14 protein-coding genes are annotated in these 19,331 nt (G+C 55.7%); 6 read left to right on the forward strand and 8 right to left on the reverse strand.

The genetic code is table 11. The features are described 5' to 3' along the window. Nucleotides 1–157: 157 nt before the first annotated feature. Nucleotides 158–1,363, forward strand: a complete 1,206-nt coding sequence (locus RB_RS25715; RefSeq protein ID WP_231845979.1) for a hypothetical protein — start codon at nt 158–160, stop codon at nt 1,361–1,363. A gap of 27 nt (nt 1,364–1,390) precedes the next feature. On the opposite strand, the gene rsmA is transcribed toward RB_RS25715, so the two are convergent. Beyond that, nucleotides 1,391–2,371 (reverse strand): 16S rRNA (adenine(1518)-N(6)/adenine(1519)-N(6))-dimethyltransferase RsmA, encoded by a 981-nt coding sequence (gene rsmA, locus RB_RS25720; RefSeq protein ID WP_164922514.1) that lies wholly within the window; start codon nt 2,369–2,371, stop codon nt 1,391–1,393. Then, a complete protein-coding gene (locus RB_RS25725; RefSeq protein ID WP_011123705.1) occupies nt 2,368–3,042 on the reverse strand; it encodes a riboflavin synthase in 675 nt (224 codons plus the stop codon). The genes rsmA and RB_RS25725 overlap by 4 nt, the downstream gene beginning before the upstream one ends. A gap of 205 nt (nt 3,043–3,247) precedes the next feature. On the opposite strand from RB_RS25725, the gene eno reads away from it, so the two are divergent. Beyond that, a complete protein-coding gene (eno, locus tag RB_RS25735; protein ID WP_011123706.1) occupies nt 3,248–4,534 on the forward strand; it encodes a phosphopyruvate hydratase in 1,287 nt (428 codons plus the stop codon). 248 nt (nt 4,535–4,782) lie between these two features. Here the strand turns inward: eno and RB_RS25740 are convergent, their stop codons facing one another. Further along, nucleotides 4,783–5,049 (reverse strand): Trm112 family protein, encoded by a 267-nt coding sequence (locus RB_RS25740; protein ID WP_011123708.1) that lies wholly within the window; start codon nt 5,047–5,049, stop codon nt 4,783–4,785. 132 nt (nt 5,050–5,181) lie between these two features. On the opposite strand from RB_RS25740, the gene RB_RS25745 reads away from it, so the two are divergent. Then, the gene (locus tag RB_RS25745; RefSeq protein ID WP_164922515.1) at nt 5,182–5,952 is read left to right on the forward strand and encodes a hypothetical protein; all 771 of its coding nucleotides are present in this window, start codon (nt 5,182–5,184) and stop codon (nt 5,950–5,952) included. 234 nt (nt 5,953–6,186) lie between these two features. Here the strand turns inward: RB_RS25745 and RB_RS25750 are convergent, their stop codons facing one another. The 5 genes from RB_RS25750 to RB_RS25770 form a co-directional block, all read right to left on the reverse strand. After that, nucleotides 6,187–7,467, reverse strand: a complete 1,281-nt coding sequence (locus RB_RS25750) for an IS701-like element ISRba4 family transposase (RefSeq protein WP_076611259.1) — start codon at nt 7,465–7,467, stop codon at nt 6,187–6,189. A 158-nt stretch (nt 7,468–7,625) separates the two neighbouring features. Next, nucleotides 7,626–8,474, reverse strand: a complete 849-nt coding sequence (locus RB_RS25755; RefSeq protein WP_164922516.1) for a hypothetical protein — start codon at nt 8,472–8,474, stop codon at nt 7,626–7,628. Between the two features lie 362 nt (nt 8,475–8,836). Then, on the reverse strand, nt 8,837–10,492 hold the full coding sequence (locus RB_RS25760) for a multiheme c-type cytochrome (protein WP_231845980.1): 1,656 nt from the start codon (nt 10,490–10,492) through the stop codon (nt 8,837–8,839). A gap of 717 nt (nt 10,493–11,209) precedes the next feature. Further along, the gene (locus tag RB_RS25765; RefSeq protein WP_231845981.1) at nt 11,210–12,109 is read right to left on the reverse strand and encodes a hypothetical protein; all 900 of its coding nucleotides are present in this window, start codon (nt 12,107–12,109) and stop codon (nt 11,210–11,212) included. Nucleotides 12,110–12,477: 368 nt separating this feature from the next. Next, complete coding sequence (locus tag RB_RS25770) at nt 12,478–13,833, reverse strand: rhomboid family intramembrane serine protease (protein ID WP_011123718.1); 1,356 nt, start codon at nt 13,831–13,833, stop codon at nt 12,478–12,480. A gap of 497 nt (nt 13,834–14,330) precedes the next feature. On the opposite strand from RB_RS25770, the gene RB_RS25785 reads away from it, so the two are divergent. The 3 genes from RB_RS25785 (at nt 14,331) to RB_RS25795 (ending at nt 19,331) form a co-directional block, all read left to right on the forward strand. Next, on the forward strand, nt 14,331–15,869 hold the full coding sequence (locus RB_RS25785; protein ID WP_007339839.1) for a nucleoside permease: 1,539 nt from the start codon (nt 14,331–14,333) through the stop codon (nt 15,867–15,869). A gap of 223 nt (nt 15,870–16,092) precedes the next feature. Further along, nucleotides 16,093–19,137, forward strand: a complete 3,045-nt coding sequence (locus tag RB_RS25790; RefSeq protein WP_164922518.1) for a VWA domain-containing protein — start codon at nt 16,093–16,095, stop codon at nt 19,135–19,137. Then, nucleotides 19,134–19,331 carry a hypothetical protein gene (locus RB_RS25795; RefSeq protein WP_007325359.1) on the forward strand — a complete coding sequence of 66 codons (198 nt, stop codon included), beginning with the start codon at nt 19,134–19,136 and terminating at the stop codon, nt 19,329–19,331. The genes RB_RS25790 and RB_RS25795 overlap by 4 nt, the downstream gene beginning before the upstream one ends.

A 19,331-nucleotide genomic window follows, 5' to 3' on the forward strand; every position in this document is an offset into this window, starting at 1 on the left:
TGCTCGGTCTGGCGCACCAGCGATGGCCAATGGCGTTTGCCTTGGTTGTTACGACGCAAGCCGCGGCCGATGCCGTCCAGGCTATGCATCTTGGATCGGTTCCAAGTCAGCCTCCATTTCTCGCGTTTCTTTTTCCGCTTACGCAACGTCCTTTGTGATGCAAGAAGATCTTCTTGGATATCTGCTAGGCGCGCTTGAAGCGGACGAAATGCAGCGGGTCGAGAAACTGTTGCGGGAAAGTCCTGAAGCCAGAGAAATGCTGGCGGATTTAGAACGCAAACTTGGGCCACTTCATGACGATTGTGAAATCGTCGAACCGCCGCCCTCCGACTTGGTTGCTCGAACGCTCGACGCGCTGCCGCCACTCCCGCCGATGCCCGGCACCGAACCTGATCAGGCGAGCACACCTGCGGAATCCAAAGTGTCCGCGCCAGTGGCGTCGAAAATGTCACCGGTTTTGGAAGGATCTGATTCTCTTGCGTGGACCTGGCGAGATTGGGTGGGGTCGGCCACAGCCGCTTGCATCCTGTTGGCGATCGCATTGCCGTCGATGGTGGAAGGTCGCTTCATGGCTCGCAAAAACGCTTGTCAGGACAATTTGCGGCAACTTGGTATGGCGATGACTCAGTACGTCACTCGCAACGCGGAGGCACGTTTGCCTTCCGTCGAATCGACCGGGTATCAAGCATTTGCGGGTGTCTACGCACCACGGTTGCATGCGGCCGGATTGATGATGGATTCGCGGTCAACACTTTGCCCTTCGATTCGTTCCACCGATTTTTGGTCCGCTGGCGGATTGCACCCAGAAGACGGCAACTTCGTATCCGAACGTGCCGCGGAAGAAGTGCCCACGATGGTTACGCTTCGAATGCTCGACGAAGCCGCTCGTGATTTGAATCATTTCGCTGCCGCCGGCGCGACCACTGTCGAAGAGCAAGCGGCATGGCAGCGAGCGATCGCGCGTTTGCAGTGGCTTCAACAAACCGCTGGTGGACACTACGCCTACACACTCGGCGTTCGTGATGGCGAAGAGTTTGCATCTCCACGTTTCCAGGGGCGTTCATCATTTGCTGTGATGAGTGACGCGGCGGTGATGAAGGTTGTGGATCGTGTGGTCGACGAAGAAGGTTGGGCTCGAGCTGCTTCGCCGTCGCAGGACGGATTGATCAGCCACGGCGGCCGCGGGATCAACGTTCTCTACGAAGATGGCCGCGTTCGCTTCATCCCGGGTGAGTCTTTGAACCAACTGGTGGACCATCCGTTGGTCAATCATGACGGTCGCCCGGAAGCAGGCGTGAACATCGACGACGCCTCGCTCGCACCGAGTTGGCAAGCACCGTTCGTCCACGCTCGGCAGCGCTGATTGAACGCGAATTCGGTTCCTACGATCTCATTCGTTCGCCAATTCCGCCTGACGAAGCGCTTCCACCAAATCGGAAATTTGTTCCAGGTTCAGTTCCTCGGCGCGAGCGGTTTCGCCGTGGCCAAGCCGTCCGAGGATCTCGTCGATTGCAGGTTTGTCGAGGCGTCCCTTCATTGCGCTGATCACAACGCTTCGCAAGAATTTGCGACGGTGGAAGAACAACGCCCGAACGGTTTGATGGAAATACTTGAGATCCGGAATTGCATTTCCCCGTTCGTGATCGACGTCGAGTCGCACGATTGCCGAGTCAACTTTGGGCCGGGGCCAGAACACGGTCGGCGGGAGTATGCGGACGATCTCGGCACGGCAGGTGGCTTGGATCCAGATGCTGAGCGCGCCGTAGTCCTTCGATCCTGGACCGGCGACCATGCGTTCGCCAAGCTCCTTTTGGATCGTGACCACAATGCGATCTGGCGGCGGATCTTGGTGCAGCAGATTGCTGACGATTGGAGTCGCGACGTTGTACGGCAAGTTCGCGACCAACATGAACTTGCTGTCATCGGGCAAACGCGACTTGGCTTCGCGGATCGATTCCATGATGTCATCACGGAACGTGCTCTTATTTTTCAGCGCGTCGCCCTGGATCATTTTCACGTGTGGGAACGGAGCCAGTTCCTCGGACGCGAGTTGGAAGAGGTTCTGATCAATCTCAACCGTCAGGATCGCACCAGCTTGCGATGCCATGATCGACGTCAGTGAGCCAACACCTGTGCCGATTTCAAGAACAATATCGCTCGGACCAATTTCTGCGGAACGGGCGATCAGCTCGACCAGATTCAAGTCAATCAAAAAGTTCTGGCCGTACTTCGATACCGGACGCAATCCAGCGGCGGTCAGTCGCTTGGAAAGGTAGGTGGCCGTTTGCCGTGAACCACGAGAGACATTGCTCGGGCGAGCGGGCGGATTCGGTCGAGCGTTGGGGCGATTGGGGTCGGACGCTTCACTCATGATTGTGGACTCCAAGGTGTGTTTGGGGATGACCCAGCTTTGCCGGCACTCGGTGGGTCGCTTGCGTTTCCAAATTGCAAAGTTCGTTGCACGTATTTGGCTAACAAGTCAGTTTCTAAATTGATGTGGTCGCCGACTCGGCGACGTCCCAAGGTGGTTGCGTCGAGAGTGTGAGGGATCAAGGCAACCGTAAAATAGTCTTCCCCGACATCGACGACCGTGAGACTGATCCCATCAACCGTGATGCTTCCCTTGGCAACAATCTGTCGCGGGTACGGGGCGGGAACCGAGAATTTCAAGTTTGCCCACGGTGGATCATCGATTCGTTCGATCAGCTGACCGACGCAATCGACGTGACCGGTGACGTAGTGGCCGCCCATTCGATCTCCGACCGCAAGCGATCGTTCGAGGTTGACGGTGGACTCGGCCGTCAGTTCGCCGAGATTGGTTCGGCTGAGCGTTTCTTCGCCAGCTTCGAAGGACAGCTTGTCGCCGTCAATTTCGACAACGGTCAGGCAACAACCGTTGATCGCGATGCTGTCGCCGAGCTTCACGTCGCGAGCCGGATCGTCGTCACGGAAGGAGGGGGCGGTGATCACCAGACGTCTGCCGGGCGGTTGTTCCACGACAGCAGAAAGTTGACCAACGGATTCGACGAGACCGGTGAACATGACAGCGAAAAAAGAAGATGGAGGAAGAAGGCGGGAAAGACGGCTCAAAACCGGTGAAAAACGCAGGGAATCGGTGCCGGGTGGTCAGTTTCCGGGGCATTGGACAGAATACCGCCCGATCGGACAACGTCCGCCTTTTCCAAATCAAATTTTGCGGCCCTCTATTGAGCCGAATTTCGTTCCCCCTCAATCTCATAGTGAACCCATGACACTGATCGAATCGATTCACGCTCGGCAAATCTTGGACAGCCGCGGCAACCCCACCGTCGAGTGCGAAGTCACATTGATGGACGGTGCCGCCGGTCGCGCTGCCGTGCCCAGCGGAGCCAGCACCGGGATGCACGAAGCCTGGGAACTGCGAGACGGTGACAAGTCCGTCTTCATGGGCAAAGGCGTCACAACCGCTGTCAAGAACGTCAACACAAAAATCGCCGATGCCTTGGAAGGCATGGACGCAACCGATCAAGCTGCGGTTGACCAAGCGATGATTGAACTGGATGGCACACCTAACAAAAAAGAACTTGGTGCTAACGCCATTCTCGGCGTTTCGTTGGCCGTCGCTCACGCAGCGGCCGCTTCGACCAACCAGCCCTTGTTCCGCTACCTCGGTGGTGCTGGCGCTCGCATGTTGCCTGCCCCGATGATGAACATCATCAACGGTGGTGAGCACGCTGATAACGGCGTCGACATCCAAGAGTTCATGGTCATGCCATTGGGCTTTGAACGCTTCAGCGATGCTCTGCGTTGCGGAACTGAAATCTTCCACAACCTGAAGAAGGTTCTGTCGGACAAGGGTTACAGCACCGCGGTTGGCGATGAAGGCGGTTTCGCACCTGACTTGAAGAGCAACCAAGAAGCTCTCGATGTGATCATGACCGCGATCGACAAGGCTGGCTACAAAGCTGGCGAACAAGTCTGGATCGCCTTGGACGCGGCTTCGACTGAGTTCTACGACAAGTCATCCGGCAAGTACTCGTTGGACAACAACCAAATGTCCGGCGATGAAATGGTCGACTTCTTGGCCGGTTGGTGCGACAAGTACCCGATCTGCAGCATCGAAGACGGATGCGATGAAGACGACTGGGAAACTTGGAAGAAACTGACCACCAAGATCGGCGACAAGGTTCAACTGGTTGGCGACGACTTGTTCGTAACCAACGTCGAACGTTTGCAACGCGGTATCGACGAAGGGATCGCCAACAGCATCTTGATCAAGGTCAACCAAATCGGAACGATGACCGAAACCATCGACGCGATCCAGCTCGCTCATCGCAACGGTTACACCTCCATCAGCAGCCACCGCAGTGGTGAAACAGAAGATTCGACCATCGCTGACTTGGCCGTTGCCATGTCGACTGGTCAGATCAAGACTGGGTCGGCAAGTCGTAGTGACCGGATGGCCAAATACAACCAATTGCTTCGCATCGAAGAATTGTTGGGCGACGCCGCTCAGTACGGCGGTCCTTTGTTCGCCAAGCGAATCACCGGCTGATCGCCGAATTCAGGTTGGAAATGATTCAGCAAGCGGAGCCCAAGCGGCTCCGCTTTTTTATTAGATCGGTTACAAACTGGTCCGAGGTGACGTGACCGTACGATGGACTTCCAAGTCCGTCGATGCCGAGTCGGTATCCGTTCGGACCGGTTGCGTTGTAGAAGCCGGTGCTGACGCACTGCGGCTAATGTTGAATGCCCTCGCGTCTTTTTCTCTGAGCTCCAAAGCTCCAAACGCCGCTCCGTCCTTCACTCCGCTTCGCTGATTCCCGTCAGCCCAATCGCCTCATCGACGATCAATGTCGGGATTCCGCCACGAATGGGATATAGTCGATCGGCTGGTGAGTTGATCAAACCGCCTTCGATTGGATCCGTCACGCGTTCATCCAATTGATCACGCGCGTTGCCGTCGCGGATCGCTTGATTGACCCTCTGGATGAGGGATTCGTCCGCCAGTGTGAGCTGACCGCCGTTTGAGGGACAGCGCAAGATAGGCAAGATATCCGGGGTGATCATGGAGGGCTTCTTGGGGTTTCAAAAGTTTGACTGCAAGGGCGGTGAGCGTGTCACCGAATTCTAATTTCGGCAAACTACTTTTCTTGGGGCGGCCTTGCCATGCCCGATCCCACCTGCAGACGAAGGATTGTCATGCGGAATTCCAATCGGACGAACCAGTTCATTGTTGGCGTTTTGGTCGCGGGGGCATTGATGTCCCTGACCACGTCGGTCACCGCTCAGGAAGGCGGTGAATTGCACGCCGATCCAGCGACCGGAATTGTGTACCGGAAGCAAATTCGTCAGGTCCAGCGTCCGGTCAGCGAAGTCCAAATGAAGACTCGCGAGCAAACGGTTTACACACCCAAAGCGGTTGTCGAAACCAAACCCGTTGCTCGCACATCCTACGTCCCCGTGACCACAATGATGCTGCGTCCGCATTTGGAAGGTCGTTGGAATCCGTTCCGTCAGCCAACCGTGGCCTACCGGCACGTACCCGAAACCCGTTGGGAAGCACGCTCGGAGGTTGTTCATCAAACCGAAACTCGCGTGAAATGGGAACCAGAGACGAAGCTCGTTCAAGTTCCCGAGCGAACGTTGCGGATGCAGAACGACCAAGTCGTCCAGTACGAACCAGTCGGCCAGTTGGCACCTCAAGCACAATCGCTGGCGTCGACCTCCAACATCCGTCCAGAAATCGCATCGCGTCTGCGTCCGATCGACTCCAACGCGCCGATTCAGCCGATCACCACTGGAGCTGACCAAATCGCCGCAGCGACCTTGGCAACCAGAGAACGTCCACGTTCATCACTGCAATCAGGAATGCGGGCCACCGAACTAGCCCCATCCAACCCAACCATCTACGGCCCACCCACCACGGGCACCACCGTAGCAGGCTTGCCAGTCATTAGCGTCTGGCGTTGAGAAGAAGGTCAGCACGTCTCAAGAGTGGCCTGATTCTTCCGGGGCTCAGATCAACTACTAATACTACAGCGCTAAGTTTTGGGCCATCGGCATCGTGTGATGCTTTCGGGGTCGATACCGAGTTCGGCGTATCTGTCGAGCTTCGTTTGCGTATGGCTGATGCGAGCCGCTACGTTGCGTGATTGATGGTAGTTGATCCGTGAGGCGACCTGATCAAGCAACATGCGACGACTCTCACGAGGGAGTGACCAGCTGACAACGATTGCGTCGACCGCGTCGCGAATTTGCTGAATTGTCCACTCCGGATTTTTTTTCCCGCTCCTGCTGGCAGGTTTGCGAAAGAAACAGATAGCTCAACGACGTGATGATCAAGTGGCGTTTCAGACCCAAATATCGGCGCCCCTCGTAACAGTCTAAGCCGACCTCTTGTTTCTGATCCTCGAAACAACGTTCCACTCGCCATCGCTGAAACGCAACCTGTAGCAGCATCGCCATCGAAGCGAACTCGCTCGCGTTGCTGACGAAGAATTTCAGTTCGCCGTCAAGCACGTTTCTCGCGACCACCAACCACAGAGACAGCCCCGGTAGTCCGTCGCTGCCTTTGAGTGTGACGCGAACCCGCTTGGCTTCCCAGATGATGGGACCTTTCTCGCCGTCTTTGACGCGGTAGCGTTTCCAGCGTTTCGCTTTCATCGCTTCGCCGTGCCAGAACACTGTTTCAACACTTCGCGGCGAACTTTCCCCGCTCTTGACGCGGGGTGTCTTGCGACCTCGGCCGCGGCCGCCCTTGCGATAGGGCTGCTCGGTCACTTCGGGATGCTTCTCCCAAACCGAAAACGTTCGCGGCACTTCAAGCACAAACTTCTGATCGCGGTCGGCAAGAGCTTCCAGGAATCCAGGTTTACCGCCGTAGCCTTCGTCAGCGGTTAGCCAAGGATATTCAATCCCCTCCTCCTTACTGCGATCAAGCAATTCCAACGCGATCTGCCACTTGGGGCGATAGACCATCTCATCGGGAATGCCGGCGGCGGCACAACGCTCGCGGTCGTTACTCCAGCTCTCGGGGAGGAACAGTTCACCATCGACCATGCAGTGAAAGTCTTCGTTCGCCGCAGCCAGATGAACCGTGACGATACAGTTCTCCTGCTTGCCGACTTTGCCGCACCACTGTCGTTGCACGCCAGGCGTTTTGTCGCCCTTCTTGACGTCGCTGGTTTCGTCAATGATCGCGACAGTGTTCTTGTTGACATGCTCATCACGGACGATGTGGATCAGCCTCCTGCGAAGTCCATCTTCGTCCCACCGATGCTGGGCGATAAATTCCTGCAAGGTTCGCACCGGTGTACCGGCTTGCAACGCAATCGGCTCCACACTCTTGGCGTCCAGGTCGGAAAGTTGACCACGGACATAGGTCGTCAAATGAGCCCTCGTGTCGCTTCGTCGAAAACAATCGCCAAAGCGAGCCAAGTAAGCATTTAACCGATCTTCGAGTTGTTCCAGTTCAGCGACATCCATGCCAAGCTCTCCGTGCAGCAAACAAAATCTCCAGCTGCTATTCTCAGCGAAAAGCCCGGCCCTCTACAACACCAGTTAGCGCTGTAGTACTAGGTAGGCGGAGTGCAACGCTCCGCGTTGTGGTAATGCGTTCATTTCGTTGGCATCGAAATGTCAACTTAAATGAAGCGTCTCACGCGGAAATTGGTCTTCGCGATTCCCAATCCTAGAATACTTAGAAATGCCAACGAACTCGGTTCGGGAACCGCTGTAGCGGTACCGCTAACAGTAAAACTATCGAAAAAAACGTCTTCAGTCGTCGCATTGAGGTCAGCTGTTAGTCTGAATTGCAAAGACACGTTTTCGTTGGCATCTGCACCCAGCGCGATTGTCGAAATCGAGGTTGGTGTAACATTTCCGTCATTACCAGACGTTCCATCACCGGAAATGTTGTTTACGCCGGTCCAAACCTCATTGTCCTGTAGCAGCGTCACAAAACCCGATCCACTATTATATTCAATGCGTATGAAGTCATCATTCTCATAGCCGGTCAGCGATTGAAAGGCAGTGAAGTCAACAAGTATGTCTTCGAAGCCAACCGAGCTGATGGTTCGACTGATCGTCAACGTGATCCGGCTCGAGCCTCCGGTTTTCCGAAGTACTGCCGAGCTACCGTCCGACTCAATTAGTCCAGTGGCGGTATCGGCTGCTGAACTTAGTTCTGTCCAACCGTTGGTAGCTGGATCCGAACTGAAATCGTCAGTGAAAACAACGGCCGCTCGCGACGCGTTCTGAAGTGAAACAAGTAAGAGCGAACAGACCAAGAAAGAAGTGAACTTCATGCCAAAAGACCGCGGGCTGAAATTATGGACAGGAGTTTGAAAACGCGAGCCGAGCAAGAGTGAGCTCCGCCGCTCGTAACGCATTGACCTGTAGAAAATTCGATCGGTGAGGTGCCAAGCAGCGGACTCATTCTTTCCTGTGTCCTGTTGCTTGAAAATGCGAAAGTCGAGCTGCTCAGAATCCATGGGGGTCTGTGTTCGCTATGACGACGATTACTAGAGGGTGTCCAATTGATTGCGCCAGAGTAGAACAGTTGTCTCAACTGTTCCGTCGAGAAATGCAACGCAACTTCGTCTCGTGATTCATCCGTGCTTGGCGACCAAGGCAGGCCGCCAAACATACGGCGACGCACTGCATCGAGAAAAAGTGCAGCACACATTGCGGCTGCTATTGAAGGCACCCCGGTCGCGCCGTTAGGGCGTCACTCGCTAGCTGTCTTTGGGGAGCGTGCGATGTGGTCTCGAGATGCAGCCATCTTCTGGTTTTTTCGACGATGACACAGAGTTCATAGCGACTCCGTTCAAGCGATGGTTCAATGCGCCTTCCGCTATTCGGTCAGCGTCATTGGTGTGTTGTCCCGCTGTTTTATCAGCGAATCAATCTGCTTCGTTTGGACGGTGTTTTGGGGGCCGAGCAACAGTGCTGGATTGGCCGAGTGCTGATTCTGGTCCCAAGCCGCGATGATGGAACGGATCGCCTCGCCACGTTCGGTATCCGATCCGGGCGGCATCATTTCCAGTTCAGCGAGACGCGGTAGCGTTTGCAACGAACGTCGGGCGATCAGTCGAATCGCACGATAAGGATCGTTTAAGAGTTGAGCGAGGTAGATCGATTGCCAATCGTTGCCTGACGTAGCTTGCGCGTCCGTCCAGCCCATCGTCCATGCCGCGAGCGCCCGGTTGGCGGCATCGCCTTTCAGCAGCCACAAAATGGAAGCCGCGACTTCCGATTGGTCAGCGTCCAGTTCCGGTGCATCGATCGAATACCAGTCGCTCAGATGAGTTGCTGTCCATTTCATCGTCTTGTCTAAATGACATTGGTTGCACGCGTTGGGGCGTTTGGCAGCCAAGTCTTGCTTCAAGTCGGGAATGCTAATCGTGTGATTGCGGATTGCTTTAAGTAGTCCATATGCGGTGTGTGGCATGTGGCAGTTGTAGCAATTCGATCCTGTTGAATCCGCCGCGTGATGCGTATGAGATGTCGAGTACTGCTGTTGATCATGGCACTGTAGGCAGGCATCGTTTCCGATCGCACTGGGCTTCAATTGGTCGTTGGCCCACTTTGTGCGACTGCGTGTGTCGTCGGGGAATTGATGGAGTTGGTGGCACGACAGGCAGCCCATCTCACCGCGTTGGAAGCAACCTGATTGTTCCAGCGACGTGTATTCCCGTCCTGAGACTCGGACCATTCCGTCGGAGTAGAACGTTCCTTCATTGGTGCGGACGACGCGGTCGCGAATGGCTTCATTCTTTAGCAGTTCCTTCATCTCGAGGCTGTGAAGATGCCATACATCGAATGACTCACGCAGGTCAGATCCCGGTGGGTAAGAGACGCCGTGGATGTTGATTCGGTTCGGGTCGCCCTTGAGTGTCATCACCGAATGGCACTGTCCACACACTTGGGACGACCGGACGTGTGACAAAGTATCGGGATTGACGATGGGATCGTTTGATAAGACGACGTCCTCGGCTTGCTCACCAATCAACTCTCGATGGTGGGCGATGTGTTGTTGTCCAGGTCCGTGACAAGCCTCGCAACTGATTCCAAACTCAGCCACTCGGGTATCCCACTCGCCGACGCTCATTTCGCGTTTTTGAGGGTGCGTGGAATGACATTGGCTACAGGCGGAATTCCAACGTCCAATCTCGTGTGAAACGCCATGGTCAGCTGGTTGCAAAAACGCAGCCGATCTCGGGACCCATTCTTGCGTCTCGTTCAGAAAGACAAAGGGTAGGATGCCCAAAGTACGCTGCACGCCCATCGGAAACCAATAGGCCTGCATGTGGTGTGAACCGGTCGCCAATACGATGGGACTTCGAACGCGTTGGGATGCCGCAACCGTCCCTGGTATGGCAGCCGGATCCAGCATTTCGACCCAACAAACGTCGCGGCCTTCTGTCAGGTAATAGTCTCGCCCATTTTCTGACAGCTTCACACCATCGAAGTCGCCCAACAGCACTTCAGGATCGGCGACTTGAGTCATCGTGCGATGGTATGAATCGAACCAGGTCGCATGATTCTGTGGATGGCATTCCCTGCATGCGTCTGATGCAACATAGCCTTTGTCAGCAACTTCGATCGGGCGAAAGGCGGACAGCTGAGCCATCGCCGGTGAGTTGTCCTGAATTTCCGGTGACACCCGCTCTGGCCTAGAAAAGCTTCGTGGTGGTCCAATCGTCGTGGGCGTAGGCGTAGGCGGCAGAGCCAGGACAACAAAGGCCACTGCGAAAACGGGGACCACCAGCGCTCCTGCAATAGAACGTTTGATCCACCAAACCAACCCGCCAGCAACTAGCCCGAGAACGACGCTAAAACCGATGACTGTTCCATTCATGCCCGCATGCTCAAGAGGATGCATCCGCTGTTGCCGATTGGAACGCGGCTAGCAAGCATTTGAAGACGCGTTTCGCCCGACATTCGACTTGAGTCCGGTTCCTTACCAGCCGGCGCTCAAATGACAGTTTGTCTTTTAAAAGTATGTCCTGGTCATCGGCCGATTGCAACGAAATGCTTGCATCAGCAGGATGAAGTCTGGGCGAACGTCATGAGCGATTTGGAAGGTCGGCTTGACTGATAAGCCGAAGCACAAAGGTGCCCTATTGAAGAAGGAACGAACTCCGACGCGGTCCATTTGTGGGCTCACCCGAGCGATGGATGATACCGCTGCAAGAACGCTCGGCGTCCGCTCCGTGTTGGCTGGCTAAGCGGCTTTGACGAGGCCGCACGGAATGCCGACGACCTCAAGTCTGGATTTCTGGATTTGTTCGCGAGCTGACGCGAGCAGAGGGTCGATGTATTTCTTGGACTTTTCGACCTTACTCATCCAGTCTTCGTCGCCACCGGGTGCGGCCAGCAGACCAACGATGTCCGACGTGTTGGAACAGGTCAGGTAGTAACACCCCAACAAAGGTGACTTTTCAAAAACCCCCCGGTCAAACTGGCCGTTTCTCAGGTAAGTCATCGCCGCATCTCTTTCGGAGATGTCCAAACCGATCAAGACAAGCCGTTGGATCAGCTTCTGCACACTGGCAATCAAATTCACCACCATTCCGCCGTCGATGCAAGCCGATGCAAGACCAACAGTGAACTGGCTGGCCGTTCTGCCAATATCAAGTGCGCTTGCAACGAGCGCTTTCTGCAGCATCTTCTTGACCGCCTCCCCGGCCGCTCGTGCGTCGCCACCATGAAGTGCCGCAACAGCGCGAATGGATCTGTACCGCTGCAAGGCCGTTCCGTAGAAATCGCGAATGTGTTGGATCAGTCGCTCGCCCGCGCGGACGATCCCAACGAACGGGGCGATGTTGGAAAGGATGCTTGGGTCCAGCACGCTGGGTAGAATAGCCTTCAGGTCTGACGCCCCCACACCGGTGGCGGTCTCAAGCATGCGAACAACAAACCCATGTTTTTCCTGGGAATCATGCGAGCCTCGCCCGGACGTTCGTTCGGCGTTACGCCGGATATCTCGGCTCTCGAGTTGAAGCCTTGTTGTTTCTGCAGTGGATATGCCCGATTTGAAACGGATTTCAGCACTATGAAACAGGTTCCGCAGGTTTTGCTTGCGGTGACTGTTCAATAGGTCCATCAGTTCTTTGGGTGGCATGGTCCGAATCCATTCGAAGTGATGTTTGTGAAACTCGTCTGTGGCCAGCGATCCTGCTTCCACCCGTGACGCAGTGAAGTTGGGCAGTCTGTGCATGAGATGGTTAGGCTCGTCCCAGCCCACTACGTCCTGTCCGTGCCAACGGCAAACTCCACCTCGTCGTTGCAACCGGCCTTTGGTTGTCATCGGCATTCCGTGAAACGGAGTTGACCGCAATCAATTGCAGCGAATCGTTCAGCTCGAATTGCTGGTGCGGCTGAGGACAGTCCGGCATCACCGGTTGCTCACAGCTTCGATTGGATGTGCCAAGCGAATTCTGGGTGAAACCCGGTTTGCAATGCGGGGCCCATCTGGGTCTCGGTAAAACGTCACTGTGGAGTGGCTGCTGCCCGGCACATCGCAAGCAATTGGTCTCTGCGGGCGACAATCTTTTGGTGAGACTCGCTCGGCCTTTTCTCGTCAACATGGATTTGATTCAAAGAATCGATTGCGAGATCGGCTCTTCTCAGGACTTTCAATTGAATTTGAGCCAAACGCAGTCGTGCCTCGTTTGCGAACGCTCCGTCACGGTCTGCGATGATTTGCAGTGGACCCACCGCGGGAACGAATTGTTTGGCGGCGGCGTAAAGCTTTGCTAGATCAAAGAGGGTTTTGTCTGACAATCCTCTCGCGATCGACAGCTGGTCCAAGCGAGCGAAATGCGAATTCGCAACGCTCAAGCTACCGCTCGCGATGGCTTGTCGTAGCAGCATCGACAATCGGTTGAACTCAGGGTGTGACTGTGACGCAGTCATGGCAGCCTGCGCCGCAGCTGCGGCATCATTGACGCCACGCTTTCTCTTGCCAAGGAATCCACGTTTGGTTTTGGGTTGCTTGGATGATGGGGATTGGCGTTGAGCGTAAGCAGAATTTGCGTCGACCTGGGAATGCTTGCTCGCCAACGCCGCCGCCACCGGATCGTAGGCGATGGCTGCTTCGCGCTGGATGGCTTCACGACGCGAAGGCGGACACAGCCACTCGTATTCTTGCAGCCATTCGTTGCGAGAGATGACATCCCAGTTCTCGCAGTCAACTCGACCAGTGTGCAGCATCCAGAGCCCAATGGGTGCACCAACGAATGCACCGAGCATATGGAGTAAGCCGGACGAGACCGAGAAACCTGCGAAGAACATCTCGACGACTTGCAGGAACAAAAACAGCATCGCCAGGGTGACGACTTTGAGCTCGAAAGCCAGTGCTCGGATGAGAAGGAACAGACCGAAGATCAGCACGCACTCGACATCGTTTTCCGGTGCCCAAATCAAGGCAATCGTCATCAAGCCGAATACGGCGGAGGAGGCACCGAGCGAATAGCCTTCGCCGACGAGGACCAGCATCATCAGCTGTTCGACAACGCATTCGCCGACAGCGATCCCCAAATAGATCAGCAAAAACTTCCATGCACCGACCTTGCCTTCGACGATCAAACCGAATGCCCACAGAAAGAACATGTTGCCCATCAGGTGAAATGGGCCAGCGTGCAAAAAGGCACTGGTGACCCACTGGATCGGATTGATTGTCTCGTAGGACAGTGCGAAGCTCTCGAGTGTCTCGAGTTCAATGTTTCCGGTAACCAGCCCCCACACGCAGACAGCAAAGGCGAGTACGTTGGCAACGATCAAGCTGACAGTGGCGATCGGCCAGTGATAAATGGGGGCGTCGGTTGAGATGGGGACAAACAACACGACGCGGTTCCTAGGCGGAAGAAGAAGGGGGACTGCAACAATCGCGATCGTAGTTTAATGCGACCGACGCATGTGGTGGCAACAAACCACCTGGTGTGGGGCGAGTGTTTTGGTTCGTCGCAATCCGTTCGCCAAAAAATATGTTTGCCAGTAGCGTCATCGCGTCGCGAATTGCACTAGCCCATTGCACGCTCGGGGTGCTTTGGCAAGGGACTCAGAATCGCCGCTCGCTTGCAAGTTGGGTTGGTACGGATCCGCTGTGCCGATGAATCTGCTCTGCGTCCGAGACACTCCAAGAGTTCAGGCGATGGGATGGTCGAATTCATCGGTTCGGCGGCCAATAAAGTGCTGCTGTGTGAAAACACGGCTCGGGCGAATTGACTTAAGATGTGCCGATCCGCGGTCGTCACGGTGCGTTTTCTCCCTAGTCGACGTGACGATTGCGGCCGGACAGCCCACCTCGAAACCACCTGCCTCGTTTCCCAGTGCCGACTCCTATGCAAGACGCAGAATCCAATTCCAAATCCGCCGCCGGTTGGATCGTTCCTTTGTTGTCGTTGATGATGTTCCTGCAATTCTTTGCGTGGGGAGCTTGGTTTGCGAGTTTGTCCGCCGCGATGGATTCGAATTTGCTGGGAGCATTCATCGGTGGGGCGTACGAAGCTGCTCCCATCGCCGCCATCTTTGCACCGTTGTTTCTGGGTCTGGTCGCCGATCGCTTCTTTGCCAGTGAACGCGTGATGGGAGTGCTGATGTTGGTGGGCGGCGGCATCATGTTGTTGATTCCGGGGATGGCCGAAAGTGCAACGGCGTTTGCCAATGAGACCGCGGATGCGATGCGAGCAGCGGGCACTTATGAAGCGGAAGCATTCAGCGCTTCCCAAGCCGAAGAGAACACCGCCGGCAAAACGTTGGTGTGGATGATCCTTGCTTACTTGTTGTGCTACATGCCGACGCTTGGACTAGGAAACACGATCGCGTTTTCGAACATTCCCAGTCAAAACGATTTCCCGAAAATTCGCGTGTGGGGCACCATTGGATGGATCGCGGCCGGTTTGACCGTCGGAATCTTTGGCTGGTCGTCTTCCTACGACATTTTCTGGTTGGGTGCATTCAGTTCGCTGGCTTTGGGAGTGTTGTGTTTCTTTTTGCCGCATACCCCGCCGCCGCTCAAGGGTGAGCCGATGGACATGCGATCGCTGTTCATGGTCGATGCCTTTGCGTTGCTGAAGGATTGGAACTTTTCGATCTTCGCGATTTGCTCGACGCTGATTTGCATTCCGTTGGCCTACTACTACGGCATGACCGCGACGTATTTGAACCAAACCGGATTCGCTGAACCGGCAGCGACGATGACGATCGGTCAGATGTCCGAGATCATCTTCATGTTGCTGATCCCGTTTTTCTTCCGTCGCTTGGGCGTGAAAGTCATGATCCTCGTCGGGATGGCTTGCTGGGTGCTGCGTTATGCCTTGTTCGCCTATGGAGCTCCTGACCAAACGACTTGGATGTTGCTGGCTGCGGTAGCACTGCACGGCATTTGCTACGACTTCTTTTTCGTGACCGGGTTCATGTACACCGACCAAAAGGCTCCACTCGGCATTCGTGGTCAAGCTCAAGGGTTGTTGGTGTTTTTGACCCAAGGTGTCGGGATGTTCTTCGGTTATCGCATCATGGCGGGCGGAAACTTGTTTGGTTTCATTCCGTTGAATCTGACGTTTGGACGTTATGGCCAAAAGGTCACGTCATCGCCGACCTACGTGGAAGCTTTGGCTGACGCTCGCGGCGAATCCGAGTCGCTGACGTTCCTGGAATCCTTCACGCAGATGTTTTCGCGAGCGTTGCCGGAAGGGCTCGATGCGGGGATCTTGGCGGAAACGATGGAACAATGGAAAGACTTTTGGTTGTCGCCGGCGATCATGGCAGCGATCATCTTCGTCATCTTTGCCCTGACGTTTTGGGACCGAACCGAGACGGACCCCGAAACGGCCGAAGCAGCGACCGCTGAGCCCGTTCCTACTGATCCTGCTGTCTGATCACTTAGCGTTCGAACGTTTGCCAGCGGAGGCCAGAGCGAAACTGATTGCTCGACGAGCAGGCTTGGCGAACACGTGTCGAAACCGCGGAACCCCGCGGTTGGATCCTGCGTTATGATGGAGCGAGGGATGTGACGGCCAGCCGGTTGGCTGAGCCGCGGCATTTCGGGTGGACGATCGCTTATTCAGCCATATCGCTTTTTCAGCCATACAGGGCTCTGACGTGACATTTCCTTTTCGCCTCGGTTTTGAATCGCCCGACTACCTTTGGTGGTTGATAGCGTTGCCATTGCTGTGGTGGATGGGATGGTCGCATTTGCGAGTCCTGGGTGCATGGCGACGCGTGTTTGCTTTGGTCGTGCGGACCGTTGTTTGGACCGCGATCGTTGCGGCACTGGCCGGAGTTCAACTGGTTTGGACCAGCGATCGGGTCACGGTCATGTACGTGCTGGATCAAAGCGAGAGCATACCGTCGTCAAAACGGACGGCGATGTTGGACTACGTGATCGAATCGGTTCGTCGGCACCGCAATGCAACGCGAGGTGACCGTGCGGGCATCATCGTTTTCGGTCGAGACGCGATGATCGAGATTCCGCCATACGACGACAACGTGCCACCGATTCGTCGTCTGGAAAGTTTGCTCGAACGTACTGACGCGACCAACCTGGAAACGGCACTCAATCTCGCTCAGGCGTCCATGCCCGAGGACACGTCTCGACGCATCGTGATCGTGACCGACGGTAACGAGAACATGGGCGAAGCCCGCCGGATCGGAAGTCGCATTGTCGACGCAGGAATCGGGATTGATGTGGTTCCGGTGTTGAAAGAGGCCGGCGGAGAGGTATTGGTTGAGAAGATCGATTTGCCGAGTAATATTCGCAAAGGCCAACCTTTTGAAGCTCGCATCGTGGTTGACCGCCAAGGCGCAATGCCGACCGACTCAGACAAACCCGTGACGGGGCGACTAAGGGTCAAGCAAAAAGTTGCCGGCGAAGAAGCATTGTTGCTGGAGCAGACGGTCGAGCTGCAACCGGGCAAGAATGTGTTTCCGCTGCAGCACAAAATTGACCAACCAGCAGCCTACACCTATGAAGCCGAGTTCATCGCGGATGAAGATGAAGACGACTCGCTGACGCAGAACAACAGCGCGACCGGGTACACGTACGTCCGTGGCAAAGGTCGTGTGCTTTTGATTCACGGACCGGAAGACATTGGCGACTTCGAATTGCTGATCGCGACGCTGCGTGATTCCAACATCGAAGTGACGCCGATGCCGACCACGCAACTCTTCGGTTCGCTGGCGGAGTTGCAGCCTTACGACGCGGTGATCTTGGCTGGCGTGGCCAGAGTGTCGGGCGACACAACACAAACGATTACCTCGTTTAGTGATGACCAAATTGAAATGTTGGTCCGCAATACTCAGCAACTCGGGGCTGGGTTGCTGATGATTGGCGGGCCGGATTCGCTGGGTGCGGGTGGCTGGACCGGCACGGAGCTTGAAAAGGCGATGCCGGTTGATTTCCAAATCAAGAACACCAAGGTGCAAGGTGTTGGGGCGTTGGCTCTGATCATGCACGCCAGCGAAATGGCGCAGGGGAATTATTGGCAAAAGCAGATTTCAATTGCCGCGATCGAGCAACTCGGCAGTGCCGATAAAGCGGGTGTGGTTCACTGGACCATGAACGGCGACAAGTGGTTGTGGGGCGGATCCAAGGGGATGTTGGAAGTCGGCCCCAATCGTCGCGCCATGTTGGCAGCGGTCGGTCGGATGACGCCGGGTGACATGCCCGAGTTTGATCCGGCGATGCGAATGGCGGTGACCGGATTGGTTCGCACCGATGCATCCGTCAAACACTTGATCATCATCAGCGACGGTGACCCGGGACCGCCTAGCAACAGTGTCATCCAAGCGTTCAAGGACAATAGCATCACGATCAGCACCGTGGCGGTCGAATCACACGGACTGTCCGACAGCAGGCGTTTGCAAGACATCGCACGAGCGACCGGTGGGAAATACTACGCCGTCAAATCAGGGCGTGCATTGCCGGGGATCTTCCAACGCGAAGCTCGCCGGGTGACTCGCCCGTTGATCTATGAGCCACCGGGTGGCGTCATGCCACAGATCATTTTTCCGCACCCGGTGGTCGATGGCGTGGACTCGTTGCCACCCATCACCGGTTTTGTCATGACTCAGGTCAAAGACAGTCCGCTGGTTCAGGTGATCGCTCAGTCGCCCAAACCCAGCACACCGGAAAATGCGACAATCTTGGCGACTTGGACGTATGGTCTGGGGCGTTCCGCCGTGCTCACAACCGACGCGGGGGCACGATGGACCAATGCGTGGACGGGGTGGCCCGGATACGAAAAATTGCATTCGCAGTTGGTGCGTTGGTTGATGCGACCCACCGGTGACACCGGCCAATTCTCGTTGGCAACGCAGGTGAAAGACAACATGGTTGATGTGATCGTGACCGCACTCGGCGAAGACGATTCCTTCCTCAACTTCTTGGAAGTCGGCGGCTCGGTTCTGGATCCCGAACTGCAACCATTGATGTTGGAAATGGAGCAAACCGCACCGGGGCGATATGAGGGTTCGTTCCCGATCGATCGAGCGGGAACGTATTTCGTCAACGTTATCCCCGGCCAAGGCAATGCACCTTTGTCGACGGGAGTCACGGTGCCGTACAGCGAGGAATTCCGGTATCGCCAAACGAATGAAACATTGATCGCGCAGTTGGCTTCGATGAGACCTGACGGCGGCGAAGCTGGTTTGGTGACCGAGCCGTTGGAAGCGATCCTCGATGACGCGTTGCTGTCGCGTGACACATTCCGAGGTGGCTTGCCATTGGCACGTCGCATTCGTGATGCGTGGCCTTGGTTTGTGCTGGCGGCTTGCGTGTTGTTCTTCACCGATGTGTTGGTTCGACGCGTTGCAATTCGATTTGGTTTTTTGAAGTCTTGGTGGAAGCGAATGATCGGCGAAGCCCAGCCTGAAACGGCAACGGTTGCGAGATTGGATCAATTGCGTCAAACCAAAGAAGACGTCAACAAGCAGCGAAGAGCCAGCCCACGTTTCGAACCGGAGTCGATTGATATCGGTGGTTCGAAGCAATCCGACATCGGTGGCTTGGATTCATCGCCGGGACGATCCGAAAATACTCCGAATGCATCGCGGCCCGCGTCGACGTCGAGTGGCAACGATGAGTCGTCTCCGACCAGTTACACCGAGCGATTGTTGGAAGCCAAACGGCGGGCGAAGAAGAAATGATGATGCTGGTCTTCGCCGCTTTCGCGGTGCTGCTGATCGGGCTGGAACTGTTCACCGGCTGCGCCATGTTGGGTTGGGCGGCGGACAAGATGGTTGTCGAGCGAGAGAAGTCGCCTGGCCCGTATTGGTTCGCAATCACACTGCACACTATCGTCGGAATCGGGTTCCCGATTCTGTTCGCGATCTACAGCTAG

The sequence above is a fragment of the Rhodopirellula baltica SH 1 genome, from assembly GCF_000196115.1.
In the GTDB taxonomy this organism is placed as follows: domain Bacteria; phylum Planctomycetota; class Planctomycetia; order Pirellulales; family Pirellulaceae; genus Rhodopirellula; species Rhodopirellula baltica.

Bases quoted from the DNA above. Each gene is read 5' to 3' on its own strand.
- rsmA (WP_164922514.1), bottom strand. From the start codon at position 2,371: ATGAGTGAAGCGTCCGACCCCAATCGCCCCAACGCTCGACCGAATCCG.
- eno (WP_011123706.1), top strand. From the start codon at position 3,248: ATGACACTGATCGAATCGATTCACGCTCGGCAAATCTTGGACAGCCGC.
- RB_RS25745 (WP_164922515.1), top strand. From the start codon at position 5,182: ATGCGGAATTCCAATCGGACGAACCAGTTCATTGTTGGCGTTTTGGTC.
- RB_RS25755 (WP_164922516.1), bottom strand. From the start codon at position 8,474: ATGGATTCTGAGCAGCTCGACTTTCGCATTTTCAAGCAACAGGACACA.
- RB_RS25765 (WP_231845981.1), bottom strand. From the start codon at position 12,109: ATGCCACCCAAAGAACTGATGGACCTATTGAACAGTCACCGCAAGCAA.
- RB_RS25725 (WP_011123705.1), bottom strand. From the start codon at position 3,042: ATGTTCACCGGTCTCGTCGAATCCGTTGGTCAACTTTCTGCTGTCGTG.
- RB_RS25740 (WP_011123708.1), bottom strand. From the start codon at position 5,049: ATGATCACCCCGGATATCTTGCCTATCTTGCGCTGTCCCTCAAACGGC.
- RB_RS25760 (WP_231845980.1), bottom strand. From the start codon at position 10,492: ATGACTCAAGTCGCCGATCCTGAAGTGCTGTTGGGCGACTTCGATGGT.
- RB_RS25715 (WP_231845979.1), top strand. From the start codon at position 158: ATGCAAGAAGATCTTCTTGGATATCTGCTAGGCGCGCTTGAAGCGGAC.
- RB_RS25795 (WP_007325359.1), top strand. From the start codon at position 19,134: ATGATGATGCTGGTCTTCGCCGCTTTCGCGGTGCTGCTGATCGGGCTG.
- RB_RS25750 (WP_076611259.1), bottom strand. From the start codon at position 7,467: ATGGATGTCGCTGAACTGGAACAACTCGAAGATCGGTTAAATGCTTAC.
- RB_RS25785 (WP_007339839.1), top strand. From the start codon at position 14,331: ATGCAAGACGCAGAATCCAATTCCAAATCCGCCGCCGGTTGGATCGTT.